Annotated in this window: 15 protein-coding genes; 9 read left to right on the forward strand and 6 right to left on the reverse strand. The window is 68.5% G+C overall.

From position 1 onward, the window contains the following. Nucleotides 1–100: 100 nt before the first annotated feature. Nucleotides 101–580, reverse strand: a complete 480-nt coding sequence (locus KO481_RS11620; protein WP_215917050.1) for a GtrA family protein — start codon at nucleotides 578–580, stop codon at nucleotides 101–103. A 229-nt stretch (nucleotides 581–809) separates the two neighbouring features. Next, a complete protein-coding gene (locus KO481_RS11625; RefSeq protein ID WP_308166524.1) occupies nucleotides 810–2138 on the reverse strand; it encodes an APC family permease in 1329 nt (442 codons plus the stop codon). Between the two features lie 52 nt (nucleotides 2139–2190). On the opposite strand from KO481_RS11625, the gene KO481_RS11630 reads away from it, so the two are divergent. Beyond that, nucleotides 2191–3153 (forward strand): GlxA family transcriptional regulator, encoded by a 963-nt coding sequence (locus KO481_RS11630; RefSeq protein ID WP_245400745.1) that lies wholly within the window; start codon nucleotides 2191–2193, stop codon nucleotides 3151–3153. Between the two features lie 212 nt (nucleotides 3154–3365). Here the strand turns inward: KO481_RS11630 and KO481_RS11635 are convergent, their stop codons facing one another. The 3 genes from KO481_RS11635 to KO481_RS11645 form a co-directional block, all read right to left on the reverse strand. Further along, nucleotides 3366–4001, reverse strand: coding sequence for a TetR/AcrR family transcriptional regulator (locus tag KO481_RS11635; RefSeq protein ID WP_215917052.1), 636 nt, complete (start codon nucleotides 3999–4001; stop codon nucleotides 3366–3368). Between the two features lie 165 nt (nucleotides 4002–4166). Then, nucleotides 4167–5009 carry a PaaX family transcriptional regulator gene (locus KO481_RS11640; protein WP_308166526.1) on the reverse strand — a complete coding sequence of 281 codons (843 nt, stop codon included), beginning with the start codon at nucleotides 5007–5009 and terminating at the stop codon, nucleotides 4167–4169. Between the two features lie 11 nt (nucleotides 5010–5020). Then, nucleotides 5021–5884, reverse strand: a complete 864-nt coding sequence (locus tag KO481_RS11645) for a tryptophan 2,3-dioxygenase (RefSeq protein ID WP_215917365.1) — start codon at nucleotides 5882–5884, stop codon at nucleotides 5021–5023. Between the two features lie 108 nt (nucleotides 5885–5992). On the opposite strand from KO481_RS11645, the gene KO481_RS11650 reads away from it, so the two are divergent. The 5 genes from KO481_RS11650 (at nucleotide 5993) to KO481_RS11670 (ending at nucleotide 12540) form a co-directional block, all read left to right on the forward strand. Continuing rightward, complete coding sequence (locus tag KO481_RS11650; protein WP_215917054.1) at nucleotides 5993–7090, forward strand: alpha/beta hydrolase; 1098 nt, start codon at nucleotides 5993–5995, stop codon at nucleotides 7088–7090. Between the two features lie 109 nt (nucleotides 7091–7199). After that, nucleotides 7200–8291 carry a BMP family lipoprotein gene (locus tag KO481_RS11655; RefSeq protein ID WP_215917055.1) on the forward strand — a complete coding sequence of 364 codons (1092 nt, stop codon included), beginning with the start codon at nucleotides 7200–7202 and terminating at the stop codon, nucleotides 8289–8291. Between the two features lie 25 nt (nucleotides 8292–8316). Beyond that, the gene (locus tag KO481_RS11660; RefSeq protein ID WP_245400747.1) at nucleotides 8317–9816 is read left to right on the forward strand and encodes an ABC transporter ATP-binding protein; all 1500 of its coding nucleotides are present in this window, start codon (nucleotides 8317–8319) and stop codon (nucleotides 9814–9816) included. A gap of 97 nt (nucleotides 9817–9913) precedes the next feature. Next, nucleotides 9914–11044: an ABC transporter permease gene (locus KO481_RS11665; RefSeq protein WP_215917057.1), complete on the forward strand. Its 1131-nt coding sequence runs from the start codon at nucleotides 9914–9916 to the stop codon at nucleotides 11042–11044. Further along, a complete protein-coding gene (locus KO481_RS11670; protein ID WP_245400748.1) occupies nucleotides 11044–12540 on the forward strand; it encodes an ABC transporter permease in 1497 nt (498 codons plus the stop codon). Before KO481_RS11665 ends, KO481_RS11670 begins: the two co-directional genes overlap by 1 nt. 10 nt (nucleotides 12541–12550) lie before the next feature. Here the strand turns inward: KO481_RS11670 and KO481_RS11675 are convergent, their stop codons facing one another. Then, nucleotides 12551–13234 carry a TetR/AcrR family transcriptional regulator gene (locus KO481_RS11675; protein WP_215917058.1) on the reverse strand — a complete coding sequence of 228 codons (684 nt, stop codon included), beginning with the start codon at nucleotides 13232–13234 and terminating at the stop codon, nucleotides 12551–12553. Between the two features lie 93 nt (nucleotides 13235–13327). Between KO481_RS11675 and KO481_RS11680 the strand changes: the two genes are divergently transcribed. The 3 genes from KO481_RS11680 to KO481_RS11690 are packed head-to-tail and all read left to right on the forward strand — an operon-like array spanning nucleotide 13328 to nucleotide 16276. Further along, on the forward strand, nucleotides 13328–14443 hold the full coding sequence (locus KO481_RS11680) for an MBL fold metallo-hydrolase (RefSeq protein ID WP_215917059.1): 1116 nt from the start codon (nucleotides 13328–13330) through the stop codon (nucleotides 14441–14443). A gap of 31 nt (nucleotides 14444–14474) precedes the next feature. Further along, nucleotides 14475–15473 carry a quinone oxidoreductase family protein gene (locus tag KO481_RS11685; RefSeq protein WP_215917060.1) on the forward strand — a complete coding sequence of 333 codons (999 nt, stop codon included), beginning with the start codon at nucleotides 14475–14477 and terminating at the stop codon, nucleotides 15471–15473. Further along, the gene (locus KO481_RS11690) at nucleotides 15470–16276 is read left to right on the forward strand and encodes an MBL fold metallo-hydrolase (protein WP_215917061.1); all 807 of its coding nucleotides are present in this window, start codon (nucleotides 15470–15472) and stop codon (nucleotides 16274–16276) included. Before KO481_RS11685 ends, KO481_RS11690 begins: the two co-directional genes overlap by 4 nt. The last annotated feature ends 46 nt before the right edge of the window (nucleotides 16277–16322 follow it).

The raw sequence follows: 16322 nt of genomic DNA on the forward strand, positions 1-16322 counted from the left end.
TTTGCACAGCCGCTGAACGAGCCCACGCTGCAGCCGAGGCTGGGCACAGCCTCGGCCGGCTCAAAAGTGGCTGACATCGGGACGCACGGGATGGCGGACCTCAGCCTGCGCGGCGGAACACCACCCACCGCATCGCGCAGTACATGTACACCGCCTCGCAGGCGCCCGCGGCGAGGCGGGCCAGGTGGTATTCCACACCGAGCGCGGCCAGCACCGCGGAAACCCCGAGGATGAATGCCAGGTAGTTCACCACCACGACGCCGACATACACCGCGATCTGCGGCCCCACCGCCGAGTGGGACCGAAAGTTCAGCGTCCGGTTCAGCACATAGCTCAGTGCGAAGGCGCACACATACGCCAGAGTCACCGCAATCGGCACCGGCCATCGAAGCCCGCCGTGCAGCAGGGTCAGCAGCAGCAGGTCGACACCGAAGGTGCCGCTGTTGATCACCGCGAAGCCCAGAAAGGTCGGTGCGACAACGGTATTCAACCCGAACGGCAGCCGCGCGACCACCGCCTCGCAGGCTCGGTGGAATCGCTCGGCAGGTCGTGCCGCTCCGGTCCTCGCCACATCGTGCACGCCGCCAAGGTGCCAGCGCGAGGTTATGCCCAGGTGATCATTCTCCGAACGGCGCCCGAACGACGCCCCCTACACTCGGGGGGCCGACCGCGGGAGCTTGCGTATCCGGTGATGGGAGGGTGCATGGAGAACGATGCGAAGCTGATGGAAATTCTGCGCGGTTTGGACGATCCCGAGGCACCGGAATGGCCGGGCGGCTATCTCGCGCACCGCTATGACGGCCCCACCCTCATGCCCTTCTCCGGTTCCGCGGACCCGACGTGGTGGGACCGGTTCTTCGGTGTTCGCTGAGCCTCGTGCGTGAACGATCGGCCAGCAAGCGCGCCGGCACCGCGACGGCGGCGATCGCGGGCGGGATCAGCAGATGCCAGCCCGCGAAAGGCACGGTCGTCAGCAACAGTGCGACGGCGGTGAGCGCCAGGACGCGGCGGCCGCGGTCGAACAGTCGCGCCGCCGCGGCCGTGCCGAGCAGATACGTGGCCAGCACCAGCACCGAGGGAATGAACACGATGTCATCGGTGCCCCACCCGAACACCGCCGCGGCGAGCAGGCCGGCGCCACCGATTCCGGCTACGGCCAGGATCGAAAAGTGCGGAGCCCCTTGCCGATTCGTGCGGGTAAGAAACCCGGGCGCCCAGCCGTCGCGGGCGAGCGCGTAGCCCAGGCGGGACACCGAGGCGACGAAGGCATTGGCCGTGCCGAGGCATATTACGACGGCGGCGACGGCGACGACGCCGACGGCCGACAGCCCGAGCCCGCGCTGGATGATCACGCCGAGCGAGATCCGGTCCAGGGCGCGGTCACCGTAGGACCCGGTGCCGACGACGGCGAACGCGACGCCCAGGTAGAGCACGGTGACGATCAGGATCGTCAGCAGCGTGGCGCGGGGCAGGGTGCGTCCGACGTCGCGGAACTCCGCGGACAGGTGTGCGATTGCCTCCCATCCGGCGAAGGCGAAGAACAGGACCACGACCGTCCTGCCGATACCGGCGATGCCGTGCGGCGCGAACGGGGCGAGGTGGTCGAGGCGAACCTGCGCAAGCGCGACCAGGACGACGGTGAGCAGAATCGCTGCGACGCCGGCGGCCAGGCCGATCTGCACGCGGGCTCCCAGTCGCAGACCGGCCAGATTGGCCAGGACCGCGCTGGCCAGCACGATCGCCGCGACCGCCGGCGCCCACTTCTGTCCGAGCCCGAGCGCAGCGGCGACGTAGTAGCCGGCGGTCAGCGGGACGATGGTCTGCCCGATAGACCCGGCGATGAAGTACCACCATCCGGCGATCCCGCCCACCGAGGGCCCGAACGCCCGCGCGGCGAAGGTGGCGACGCCGCCCGCGTCCGGGAACCGGGTGGCCAGCGCCGCGAACGTGAAGGCCAGCGGCAGGCCGAGCAGGGCGCTGAAGCCCCACGCGATCAGCGCGGCGGGACCGGCCAGCGAGGCGGCCTGGCCGGGCAGCACCAGCACCCCGGCCCCAAGGATCGCGCAGATGTAGAGGGCGATGCCCTGTCTCAGCCCGATCGTCTGGGCCGGGGCCGCCGCGCGGGTACGAGTGCTCACCCCTCGATCTCAGCGGTTCTCGCCCTGCCGGGCGAGTGTCATGATCGACGTCATGCGCAAAAAATCAGACACCCATCGCGTGGCGGTCGCGGTGCTGCCGGGGGCGCCCATCTTCGAACTGGCCGTGCCGTGCGAGGTGTTCGGCATACCTCGTCCCGAACTCGTCGACCCCTGGTACGAATTCCAGCTCTGCGCAACCGAACCCGGCGCCGCGATCGCCGGTGGGTTCGTCGCCACGACCCCGTTCGGGCTCGACGATCTCGCCGGAGCCGACACCGTCATCGTGCCCGCCTGCGCGAACGTTAACTCCGACCAACCAGCCGATCTCGTTGCGTCCCTTGTCGAAGCGCACGAACGCGGGGCGCGGATCGCCGCAATCTGTTCCGGCGCATTCGTTCTCGCCCGGACCGGGCTACTGGACGGGCGCCGCGTCACCACACACTGGATGCACGCCGACGAACTGCGCCGCCGCTTCCCGCGAATCGAGGTCGACGAGACGGTGATCTATGCGCAGGACGGCCCGATCCACACCTCGGCGGGCACCGCCGCCGGGATCGACCTGTGCATCGAACTGGTCCGCCAGGACCACGGCACCGCCGTCGCGAACGGCCTCGCCCGGCGCATGGTCACCCCACCCCACCGCGACGGGGACCAGGCGCAATACATCCTCGCCCCACTCCCCGCGACGAACACCCCACCGCTGGCCGAGATCACCGCCTGGGCGATCGCCCACCTCGACCGACCGGTCCGCCTCCGCGACCTCGCCGCCCGCGCGCACCTCAGCGAGCGCCAACTCACCCGCCGCTTCCTCGAGGCGTTCGGCCGCACGCCCGGCGACTGGCTCGTTCGCGAACGACTGCGCCGCGCCCAGGAACTCCTCGAGCAGACCGACCTCACGATCGAGACCATCGCCGGCCGCAGCGGTTTCGGAACCGCCGCGGGTCTGCGCGCGGCCTTCGCCAAGCACCTCCACACCGCCCCCAGCGACTACCGCAACACCTGGCGCACCGCATGAGAACTGCGCGCCGCGGCACGCGCATGCCCGGTGCGGGCTCGGCACTGTGTGCACCCGGCATGTACCGGGCGCAGGAAGACCGTGCTTTGGTATCGCCTGCTCGACCTCATCGACGCGGCTGCCCAGGTCGCAATAGATCGGCAAGCCCCCAAGCGGCCGGAACGCCGCGGGCGCCCGGCGTACCGCCGATTACAGTCTGAACGCACGCCTGATTACAACCGCGCCCGATCCTGTTGTCGCGAAGTGGTTTCCGAGCGCGTCGGCAGTCCGTGCTGGACCAGGGGCACGATGCCGGCGGCGACGAAGGCACGAACCTGGGCGTCGTCGCGGAAGTCCAGGCCGCCGGTCGGGGTCAGTAGCACCGAATGGGCCAGGCGGGCAAGGAGTTCCGCGACCGGATGCGGGTCGTAGGTATCGATGACGCCGGACTGCTGGGAGCTTTGCAGGATCTGGACGATATAGCCGATGCCCAGCGCCACGCCCTGCTGGCCGCGCACGGTGAAGAAGTCCAGGATCTCCTCGGGAGCGACATCCAGCAGCTTGGTGACCAGCGGATGGGCGTGCGTCTGGCGCAGCACGTGGACGACGGTTTCCTCGATTTGGTGATCGGTGCCCGCGGTGGCGGTGGCGATCGCGGTGACCTCGGCCAGCGTCCGCTGGATCTCCCGGGTCAGCATCGCCTCGATCAGGTTCTCCTTGGTGGAGAAGCGGCGATAGATCGTGACGCGGTTGACCCCCGCGCGACGGGCGATATCGTCGAGGCTGGCGCGGCGGATGCCGACCTGGAGCACGCGCTGCAGGGTGGCGTCGAGGAGCCGTTCTTCCATGTCGTCCCGTGCTGCGGCCATGTATCAAAGATACCAATCCTGTTGCTTCATCGCGTTCGGACCGGCGGGTTTCACCGGCCGTTGACGGACTGAATCTGGATCAGGTTGCCGCAGGTGTCGTCGTATACGGCCGTGCTCACCACGCCCATGTCGGCGGGTTTCTGGGCGACTTGGTGCTCCTGCAGTTTACGGATGCGCGGCGATGGAGGCCGCCCATCGTCTGCTGCTGTCGAGGTAGCGCTGATATGCGGCGGCGAACCGGTCCACGCTGGCCGGGCCGGGCCAGTCCGGGGGCAGCATGTCCTCGGGGAGGCCGGGGTCGAGATAGGGAATGGTGCGCCATCGGTCCAGGATCGGGACGAAGCGGCCGAATGCGGCGCGGCCGGTGGTGTCGTCGGGTTGCCCGGGTTCCTCTGTGTGCGTGAGGAATTCGCGGTGCCGGCGCGCGAGCTCGTCGAGGTCCCACCAGCGCGCGGCGGTGGCGGGGGCGGTGCCGGGCGTGTCCAGATCGGTGACCCGGAACGAGGTCACGTACTCGCTCAGGTTCAGGGCGGTCACGATCGCGGTGACCTCGGCCGACAGGTAGTCGGGGCAGATCCACAGCCCGGCCGAGACGGTGCCGCAGCCGATCGAGGACAGTCGGCGCCGAAGCTGGTGCCGCGCAGCGCGTTCGGACTCGGGGATGCCGAACGATATGAGCCGCCACGGATCTCCCGGCCGCATCCGGCGGAATCCGAAGATCCGTGCGTCGCCGCGCGCGAACATGCCCTCCGCGGCGGCGGTGACCGCGTATCCGCTACGGCCGCCACGGATTTCGGCGTCGAGGATGCCCTTGCTCTTCAGGCGGGCGACGGCCGTGCGGGTGCTCTGCGGCGGCACGCCGAGTACCGACATCAGCTCGGCGAGGTCGGCGATCGCGATCCAGCCGCCGAGGTGGCGGGCGTACGCCCCGAGCACGGTGCGGGCCAGTGAGGTGACGCTGCCGGGCCGTGCATCCAGGTCGTCGAGGATGGCGGAGGAATGTGGCACGGTGCCCGGCATCACGTCGTGGAACGCCCTATTTCGGTTCGCACGGCGAATAATTCGGGAAAGAAGGTGAGATCGAGGGCGCGCTGCAGGAAGCCGACCCCGCTGGAACCGCCGGTGCCGGATTTCATGCCGATGGTCCGCAGCACGGTGCGCAGGTGCCGGAACCGCCACAGCTGGAAGTTCTCCTCGAGGTCGACGAGCTCCTCGAATGCCTCGTAGACCGACCAATGCTCGTCCGCGTGCTCGTACACGGACTTGACCAGCGGCATCAGGTTCGGGTCGAAGACGTAGGCCCGGCTGACATCCCGATCGAGGGTCGAGCGCGGCACGTCGAGTCCGCTGCGGGCCAGATGGTGCCAGAACGCGTCGTACAGGCTCGGCTCGTACAGCAGCGTCTCGAGCTCGCGATGCGCGGCGGGGTCGGACTCGAACACCGCGAGCATGCCCGCGTTCTTGTTGCCGAGGATGAACTCCACGGCCCGGTACTGATGGGATTGGAAGCCCGAGGAATGGCCGAGGAAGTCGCGGAACTGCGCGTACTCGGTGGGGGTGAGGGTCGCCAGCGTGGACCACTGCTCGGTGAGCGTCTTCTGGATGTGTTTGACCCGGGCGATGCACTTGAGCGCGACGCCGATGTCGTCGTTGTCGAATGCCGCACGGGCGGCGCGTGTTTCGTGCAGGATCAGCTTCAGCCACAGTTCGGTGGTTTGATGCTGGATGATGAAGAGCAACTCGTCGTGGTGCTCGGGCCGGCTGACGGGGTGCTGCGCACTGAGCAGCGTGTCCAGGTCCAGGTAGGCCCCGTAACTCATCTCCGCGCGGAAGTCGGTGACGATCCGCTCCTCGATCGCGCGGACATTGCCTTCGACCGTCATGGTGATTCCCTCGTAGATCCTCGTGGGTGACAACCCGCACGGCCAGGCCGGCGCGTCGTCGGCAACGACCATATTACTTAATCGTGTCGAGCGCTAGGATTGCGTAATATGAGCACAGTCCCAGAGCCCGGCCCCACGGTGATCTTCGGTCCGGACGCCGTCACCGATCCGGACACCGCGCGCGAGGTGCTCGGGTCCGCGTTCGCGCAGCGCGGGCTGGCCGGCGACGTGCGATTCGCCGGGGATGCGCATGGATTCGACTTGTTGATTCGCAGTGCCGCACCGGATTCCGTGGTTGTTCCCGGTGTCGCGCGGCTCGCCGAGATCCCCGGCGCCGAGTTCGTTCACGTCGACCTCGTTGCCCGTGATCGCATCGATGCCGGGGGAGTGCGCACATACATTCGCGGCCGCGGACTCGACGGGCTTCGTTATGCCGTGGACGCCTGGTACTTTCACAGGCTGCGGCCCGCGACCCTCGTCTCGTACGGCGAGCGGGCGGAGCAGGTCGTCGACGTGCGTACCCCGGTGGGTCCGGGGCCGCACCCCGTTGCCGTGCTGATCCACGGCGGCTACTGGAAACCGTGGTGGGACCGGGACCTGATGGATGCCGCCGCCGTCGACCTGACCGCGCGCGGATTCGCGACGTGGAACATCGAATATCGCCGCCCGGGCGCGCACGGCTGGGACGCGACCACCGCGGACGCGGCCGCCGCCCTGGCCGCGATCGACTCGGCGCCCGCGTCTTTCGATCGGGATCGTGTGGTCGTTCTCGGGCATTCGGCGGGCGGGCAGCTGGCCCTGCGGGCGGGTGCGGACGCGGTTGCGTCCGGAGCCCCCGTCCGGCCCGCGCTGCTGGTGAGCCTGGCGGGGGTGCTGGATCTGCGCACCGCCGACGAGCGCGGGCTCGGCGACGGCGCGGTGCAGGCCGCGCTCGGCCACCGATACCACCCCGCCTCGGAGGTGTACCGGAGCTCCTCGCCGCTGGAGCGAGTCCCGATCGGAATACCGCAGGTGGCGGTCTGTGGTGACGCGGATGTCCCGGATCTGCGCGAGATCACCCGCCATTACGCCCGCCGGGCCACGGCGGCGGGGGACCGGGTCGAACTCGTGCAGCCCCCGGGAGACCACTTCGCTGTCATCGACCCTCGCAGCGAATCATGGCGTCGCACAATCGAGGCGATGACGGCGTCGTTGCACCGGCGGTGACCGGGCGCGAACCCGTATTGCCCGGACGAGACCGCCAGTGCCCGCGATTTCGGTGCGAGGTCGGCGTCGGTGAGTTATGTTGCCGGATACCCCTTTTCAGGAGGCTCTCATGGGTAGCTGGCTGCGCACTGTCACCACCGCGGGAATTCTCGCGCTGACCGTCGGGGCGTGCGGCAGCCCACCGGCCCAGCAGAACACCGCCGCCGATCCGGGCGCCAAGAACTTCAAGGCGTGCATGGTCTCCGATTCCGGTGGGTTCGACGACAAGTCGTTCAACCAAACCTCGTTCAAGGGCCTCAACGACGCCGTGACCGCGCTGGGCATTTCGAAATCGCAGCTGGAATCCAAGTCCGACAACGACTATCCGAGCAATATCGACACCATGGTCCGGCAGAAGTGCAACATCATCGTGACGGTGGGCTTCAAGCTGGGCGATGCGACATACGCCGCGGCCAAGGCGAATCCGAATATCGACTTCGCCATCGTCGACAACGCGTACACCGATACGGTGAAGAATCCGCCGCTGCCGAATCTGCAGGGCCTGACCTTCAATTCCGCCCAGCCCGCGTTCCTGGCGGGCTATCTGGCCGCGGGCATGTCCAAGACCGGCAAGGTGGGCACCTTCGGCGGCATCAACATTCCGACCGTGGCGATCTTCATGGACGGATTCTCCGAGGGCGTCGCCTATTACAACCAGCAGAAGGGCAAGCAGGTACAGCTGCTGGGCTGGGACGAGGCCACGCAGCAGGGCGTGATCACGAACGACTTCTCGGACAAGAACACCGCGAAGACCAAGGCCGACGATCTGATCAGCCAGGGCGCCGACGTGCTGATGCCCGTCGCCGGCCCGGCCGGGCTCGGCGCGCTCGAGGCCGCGAAGTCCTCGGGCGGCAAGGTAACCGGGGTCTGGGTCGACACCGACGGTTGCGTGAGCGCGGCGGAGTACTGTCCGGTGTTGCTCAGCAGCGTGGAGAAGGCCATGGACGTCGCGGTCACCAAGACGGTGACCGACGCGTACCACAAGCAGTTCAGCAATACCGCCTACGTGGGGACGCTCGCGAACAAGGGGGTGAGCCTGGCCCCGTATCACACGTTCGATGCCACCATCCCGGCCGACCTGAAGTCCGAAATCACCGCGCTGGCAGCGGATATTGCCAGCGGGAAGGTGACGATCAAATCCAAGGCCCAGCCGACGAGCTGATGTCATGCGGCTCGAATTGCGGGGTTTGACAAAACGATTCGGCACCCTGGTGGCGAACGATCATATCGACCTGACCGTGGAGCCGGGCGAGATCCACTGCCTGCTGGGCGAAAACGGCGCCGGCAAGAGCACCCTGATGAATATGCTCTACGGGCTGCTCCAGCCGGACGAGGGGCAGATCCTGCTCGACGGCGAACCGTGGGAGTGTCGATCGCCCCGGGATTCGATCGCCGCCGGAATCGGCATGGTGCACCAGCATTTCATGCTCGTTCCGGTATTCACCGTCGCCGAGAACATCATGCTCGGTCGCGAGCCGGCCGACCGCCTCGGCCTGCTCGACCGCTCCGCGGCCCGGCGGCGCGTGGCGGAGTTGTCGCGGCGGTACGGGCTGGCCGTGCACGCCGACGCGCGGGTGTCGGACCTGTCGGTGGGCGAGCAGCAGCGCGTGGAGATCCTCAAGGCGCTGGCCAACGACGTCGAGGTGCTGATTCTGGACGAGCCGACCGCCGTGCTCACCCCGCAGGAGATCGGCGAGCTGATCGAGGTGCTGCGCGCGATCGCCGCGGGTGGCACCTCGATCATCTTCATCTCGCACAAGCTCAAGGAGGTCATTCGGCTCGCGGACCGCATCACGGTGATCCGCCGTGGCGCGGTCGTCGCCACCGCCGCACCCACCACTCCCGAGGCGGAACTCGCCGAGCTGATGGTCGGCCGGTCCGTGGAGCTCGTGGTCACCAAGTCCGAGGCGCGGCCGAGCGGGCCGAAACTGGTCGTGGACGGCCTCACCGTCGTCGACGCGGCGGGCGCGACGGTCGTCGACGACGTGTCCTTCCAGGTCGAGGCTGGTGAGATCGTCGGTATCGCGGGCGTCGTCGGGAACGGGCAGTCGGAGCTGATCAATGCGCTGCTCGGACTGGCGATTCCGGTCCGGGGATCGATCACCGCGGGCGGCCGGGAACTGGCGGGCCGCACGCCGCGCGAGCATCTCGACGCGGGAATCGGCTACGTGCCCGAGGATCGGCACCACGATGGATTCGTGGGGTCCTTCAGCGTCTCGGAGAATCTGATCCTGGATCTCGTCGACCGGCCCGAATTCTCCCGCCGCGGGGTGATATCGCCGAATGCCGTGCAGCGCAACGCCGCCCGGCGCATCGAGGAGTTCGATATCCGTGTCCGCTCGGCCTCGGATCCGGTGGATTCCCTCTCGGGAGGCAACCAGCAGAAGGTGGTGCTGGCGCGCGAGCTGTCGCGGCCGCTCGAGGTGCTCATCGCCGGTCAGCCGACCCGCGGACTCGACGTCGGCTCGATCGAGTTCGTGCACAACCGCATTGTGCGCGAAAGGGATCGAGGCACCGCCGTGCTGATCGTCTCGTCCGAACTGGACGAGATCTACGCGCTGTCGGACCGGATCATCGTCATGTTCCGCGGGCGCATCGTCGGCGTCGTGGGGCCGCAGACCCCGCGCGATCGGCTGGGGTTGATGATGGCAGGCGCGGATTCGGGCCCATCTGGAAGTGTGCGATGACGGGGTGTGCGATGTGCGGGGGTAGGCGCCCGGTTGGACCGGGGATCGGGCGATGCACGGTCGTGGCCGAGCATACGATGCCGAGCGGAGGCAGGCGATGCTGAACCGGAAATGGCTGCGGGAGTTGGCGGTCAGCGCGCTGGCGGTGGTGCTGGCCCTCGTCGTGGGCGCGGTGCTTATCATTGTCAGCAGTCCGACCGTGACCGCGGACCTCGGGTATTTCGCTGCCCGCCCGCTGGATTCGGTGACCGCGGCTTGGGCGGCGGTGCGCGACACCTACAAGGCGCTGTTCCTGGGCGCCTTCGGCGGCTGGCAGCAGCTCGCCGAAACACTGGTCGCGGCGACGCCGCTGATCTGCACGGGTCTGTCGGTGACGCTGGCTTTCCGCACCGGGCTGTTCAATATCGGCGCGCAGGGCCAGCTCATCGCGGGTGCGCTGGCCGCGGGCTGGGTGGGATTCGCGGTGCATCTGCCGCCGGTGATCCACGTGGTGGTCGCCATCGCGGCGGGGCTGGCCGGTGGCGCGGTGTGGGGCGGGCTCGCCGGAATTCTCAAGGCTCGCACCGGAGCTCACGAGGTCATCTCCACCATCATGGGCAATTATGTTGCCCTGTACGCCCTCACCTGGCTGCTGACCACGAAACCATTGCAGCGCCCGGGCCGCAACGAGCCGATCAGCCCGGTGGTCGACCCGAGCGCGCAACTGCCCCGATTCGGCGGCACTCGGCTGCACCTGGGTCTGGCCGTCGCGATACTGGCGGCAATCCTGGTGTGGTGGTTGCTTTCCCGCTCGACGCTGGGCTTCCGGCTCCGGGCGGTCGGCGCGAATCCGGACGCCGCGCGCACCGCGGGAATCGGCGTCGGCCGCGCCTACATACTGGCGATGCTGCTCGCGGGCGCGCTGGCCGGTCTGGCGGGCGCCCAGCAGGTGCTGGGCACCGATCTGCCACTGACCAACGGGATCGCGGGCTCGTTCGGCTTCGACGGTATCACCGTGGCGCTGCTCGGGCGCGGCAGCCCGATCGGAACCGTCTGTGCGGCATTGCTTTTCGGTGCGCTCGATGCGGGCGGCAACGAGATGCAGGCCGCGACCGGCACGCCCCTGACACTGGTGACCGTGCTGCAAGCGGTGATAGTCGTGCTGGTCGCGGCACCGGCGTTGGTGCGCACCGTCTTCCGGATTCGCGCCGAGGGCGCCGAGGCCGTACTCGCGAAGGGGTGGAGCTGATGGCGGCGGATATCGGCGGCGGGGAAGGCGCCCGGCGACCGAAGGGTGCGAATGAGGGGGAGAATCGGCCGACGGTGGGCGCGGGGGCCGCCTCACCCGAGGAGGACGAACGTGCGGGGACGGCTGCGATCGCGCAGGACGAACGTGCGGGGACTGCCGCGAGCGCAACAGGTTTGAGTACAGGGACGACGGCCAGCGCGTACACGAGCACCGAGATCGGCCCGGGCGGAGGGGCTGGCGGGACCGCGCGGGGGCTGGAATCCCCGGAATTGCGCCGCCGCAGAATACGGCTGGGCGTGCTACTGGCGGTGCTCGCGGTGATAGCGGTCGTGCTCGCGGCGATCACCGGATCCGGTGACGTCGCCTTCGGATTGGCCACGCCCGGGTCGTCGGGCCCGTCGCCGATCCGGCTGCCCGCGGCCCCGACCGCGTGGGTGCTGGCGGTGGTCGCACTGTTCATCGCCGCCGTCCACCTCTGGCGCGGTCTGGGCCGGTGGGCGGGGGCGCTATTCGCCGTATTCGGCATCGCGTTCGTGGTGACGTTCATCTGCTGGGCCGCGGCGGGGAAGACCTTCCCGCTCACCAATCAGATTCAGGGCACCCTGGCACTGTCGACGCCGCTGATTCTGGGTGCGCTCGCGGGCGTGCTGTGCGAACGCGCGGGCGTCATCAATATCGCCATCGAGGGGCAACTGCTTTCCGGCGCCCTTGCCGCGGCCGTCGTCGCCACGGTCAGTGGCAGTTTCGTCGTCGGTGCGCTGGCGGCGATCGTCGCCGGTGTGTTCATCGCGTGGCTGCTGGCGGTGTTCTCGATTCGCTATCTGGTCAACCAGATCGTGCTCGGCGTGGTGCTGGTCGTCTTCGCCACCGGCATCACCGGATACCTGTTCGATCAGCTGACGGCCCTGGCCAACGGCTCGGCGCGGTTCAACAATCCCGGCACGCTGCAGCCGATCGCGGTGCCGGTGCTCTCGTCGATTCCCGTGCTGGGCCCGACGATCTTCGATCAGACCGCGCTGGTGTACGCGATGGTGGTGCTCGTCGCGGTGATCACCGTCGCGCTCTACCGCACCCGGTGGGGCCTGCGCGTGCGGGCGGTCGGCGAACATCCCCGCGCGGCGGCCACCGTCGGGATCGGCGTCGTTCGAATCCGCTACCAGGCGGTACTGCTCGGCGGGGCGGTGGCGGGCCTGGGCGGCGCCTACTTCACCATCGGCTCGACCGGTGGATTCACCAAGGAAATGGCCGCCGGAAACGGGTTCATCGCCCTGGCCGCGGTAATCATGGGCCGCTGGCACCCCATCGGATCAACCTGCGCCGCATTGTTTTTCGGATTCACCAAGGCCCTTCAGGGCCAGCTCCAGGTACTGGCGACACCCATACCCACCGAGGTCCTGCAGATGACTCCCTACCTGCTGACGGTCATCGCCGTGGCGGGCGCCGTCGGCCAGGTCCGCCCGCCCCGCGCGGATGGCGAGCCGTACGTGCCGGAGTAGCGCCGACGGACTATTCGACCTGGCCGATACGGGCGAGGACCGCATCGATCGCGAAGTCCATTGTGAAGTCGAATTCCGCCTGGCTGTCGAACCTGGCGAGGTGCGCGGCGGCCTCGACGACGGCGGGCAGCCCCGACTGTTCGAGTGCCGCGCGGCGCGCGGCGATGCCGGCGATGTCTCTGGTGCCATAGGTGGGGCCCGCGTTGACCTCGCGGAGAAGGGTGCCGATGAGGGCGGCCAGCAGCGTTCGCAAGAGATGAACCGCCTGTTCGGCGGGACAACCGGCGGCGCGCAGAATCTCGAGGACGGACTGGATCGGCGCCAGACCCTCCACCGATGCCAGTTGCCGCGTGAGGATCAATGCCGACGCCGCGGGATGCTCCAGGGCGCGAGCGCGGAACGCATCGGCGATGGCGCGCAGGTCGCCGCGGAGATCGCCGCGGCGCGAAGGGAACTCGATGGAGCCCAGGATGTGTTCGGCGACCGCGTCGAGCAGCCCGTCCTTGCCCTCGACGTGGTTGTACAGGCTCTTGGCATCGACCCCTAGCACCCGGGCGACCGCCCGCATGCCCACGGCGTCGACGCCCTCGCGGTCGATGACCTCGAGGGTCGCCGCCACGATCGTCGCCCGGGAAAGCTGACCAGCGCCTTTCGGCGGTCGTCCGCGACGAGTCGGGGAAGCGTGAGTTGGCATGCGGCCATTCTGCACTACCCCCTTGATTAAATCCACACTGTGGGTATAGTGAGGGCGAACAAGAAACCCACGCTGTGGATATTGGAGTCCGACATGCGTTTCCCCTGGGGCACATCCGACGTCGCAGATCTGCCGACCGTCGGAGACCACATCGACGCCCTCACCGATCCGGCTCGGGGCGAGGGCGGCCCCGGCGCCCGCCTGCGCGTCGTACGCGAACAGGCGCTCGCGTTTCGCCGTGAATTCCCCGCCACGGGCACGCCGGACAGCGTCGTCACCTGCGATCTGGTGACGCTGCCGTATCCGACGCGGTTCGGCCTGTTCCGGGCGTCGAGGGCGATCGCGCCCTTCCTGTCGATCACCAACCGGATGCTCGTGATCCGCTGGCGCGACTCTGGCGGCCGCCGCCGCACCCTGCTGTTCGAGCCCTCCGATGTCGAACTCGGCCGCTACACACCGTATTTCGACAATCTCTCCCGGCACACCCCGGACCTGATCGAACGGCGCATGGTCCGCGAGCACGGCACGGTCCTGAACCATCTGGCGCGCTTGGGAATCGGGCGGGAGGAGGTCGACTACCTGATGTTCGACCACCTCCACACCCAGGACCTGCGCCGCTGGATCGGCGCCACCGCGCATCAGGACGACCTCGACGCCACGCCGTCCGCGATCTTTCCCAACGCGAAAGTGATTGTGCAGCAGGATGAATTGGCGGGAATGGCAGAGCTGCATCCCCTGCAGAAGCCGTGGTATCAACCCGCGACCTACCACGATGTGCCCGCCGAGGCATTCGCGCCCATCGAGGGCTCGGTGCTGCTGGGCCCCGGTGTCGCCGTGGTGAAGACGCCGGGCCACGTGTTCGGCAATCAGAGCCTGGTGCTGAACACCTCGACGGGAATCTGGGTGAGCAGTGAGAACGTGATCGCGGCGGAGGCGTTGACACCAGAGCACTCCCGGCTGCCGGGGCTGGCGCGCTGGGCCCGGCAGTGGGACCAGGAGGTCGTCCTCAACGCCAACACGATCGAGACCACAGCCGATCAGTACAACTCGATCGTCCTCGAGAAGACTCTTGCCGACCGCAGCCAGGCCGACTCGCGATTTCTGCAGTTCTTCCCGTCCAGCGAGCTCACCGGCATGTGGACCAACCCGGGTACGCACCCGACGTTCAGTCACGGCCACATCACCCACGGATCCGCGTCCGGCGACTGACCCTCGATACGACGAATTTCAGGAGGAACACATGCGTGCACTCATCGGTGGGAAGGGAGCCGACTGGATCCTCGAAGACCGCGAGGTTCCCGAACAGCCCGGCGCCCTGCGCGTTCGGGTCATGGCGGCCGGTCTCAATCGCGCCGACCTCTACGCCCTGGAGGGCAGCTACACCGCGAACTCGCAGGGAACGGGCCCCTTCGTCGCCGGCATGGAATTGGCGGGCGTGGTCGATCAGCCCAGCCCGCTCGCGCCCCATCTGCCGGTCGGTACCCGGGTCATGGGGATCACCATCGGCGCCTTCGCCGACTACGCGCTGTGCCATCCGCGCCTGGTCGTTCCGATTCCCGAGGGCATGGATTTCGAGGCCGCTGCCACCCTGCCTGTCGGGCTGATCACCGAGCACGACGCGTTGGTCACCCAGGCCGGATTCGATTCCGGTGATGCGGTTCTCATCGTCGGCGGCACCAGTTCGATCGGTCTGATCGGCATTCAGCTCGCGAAGGCCCTGGGCGCCGGCACGGTCATCGCCACGACCACCAATGACAGCAAGCGCCGGGCCCTGTGGGAGGCGGGAGCCGACGTCGCGATCGACACCTCCCGCGAGGATGTTCCGGCGGCCGTGCTCGCCGCCACCGACGGCAAGGGCGCCCGCATCACCCTCGATCACATCGGCGGAGAACTCTTCGCCCGGCTGCCCGCCGCCACCGCCGTCGGGGGCACGATCCTCAGCATCGGCCGACTTGCCGGTGCGACAACAGAACTCGATCTCGACGCCATCGCATTTCGGCGGCAACGACTGCTCGGCACCACCTTCAGCGTCCGCACACCCGACGAGCTGGGCGATGTCGTTGCGGCCCTTGCCGATCGCGTCCTGCCCGCCGTGGCCGAGGGAACGATCTCGCCGCGGCTGGACAGTGTCCACCCGGTGTGGGACGCCGGCGACGCCGCCCGCCGTCTGCGCGAGAACGCGGCCACCGGCAAGCTGGTCCTGTCCTTCGCCGACGCCCACGCCGGTGCGATCCGATGAAGGTCCACCACCTCAACTGCGGCACCATGCGCCCACCGCGCACCCCCGGAGGCCTGGTCTGCCACGTCCTGCTGCTCGAAACGGGCCGCGGCCTGGCTCTCGTCGACAGCGGGCTGGGTCTGCGCGACGCCGCCGACCCCGGAGCCCGGTTCGGGCCCGCTCGCTTCTACGTCCGCCCGCGATTCGATGAGAACGAGGCCGCCGTCCGGCAGGTCGAGCGCCTGGGGTTCGACCCGCGCGATGTGCGCGATATCGTGCTTACTCACTTCGATGCGGACCATGTCGGCGGCCTGGCGGACTTTCCCTGGGCCAGAATCCATCTCACGGACGACGAGGCAGATGCGGCACTGCATCCGCGGAGTCTGGTGGAGAGGAACCGCTACCTGGCCTCGCAGCGAGACCACGGCCCGGTGTACGTGCGGCACACGCCAGGCGCCGGAGAGGCCTGGCGCGGCTTCGCCGCGGCCGAGGAGCTCTCCGGAATCGCACCGGGCGTGGTCATGATCTCGCTGCCGGGTCACAGTCGTGGACACGCCGCTGTCGCCGTCGACACCGGCGAGCGGTGGATCGTGCACGCGGGCGATGCCTTCTATCACCACGGTCAGATCGACGGGACCGGGCATGTGCCCCGCACCCTGACCGCGATGGAGAGGCTTGTCGCCCACGACATGCCGCGGGTCCGAGCCAATCACGAACGTCTCGCCGAACTGCAGGCGGCGCAGGCATCGGAGCTACTGCTGGTCAACGCCCACGACCCGGAGCTGCTGCGCCGTGCTCAGCTGGGCGTCCGCACCGATCGGTGAATCACCGGGTTCGCCGGGAATCATTCGCACAGAGAAGGAATCGAAT

This window comes from Nocardia albiluteola (assembly GCF_018860155.1).
GTDB lineage: Bacteria > Actinomycetota > Actinomycetes > Mycobacteriales > Mycobacteriaceae > Nocardia > Nocardia albiluteola.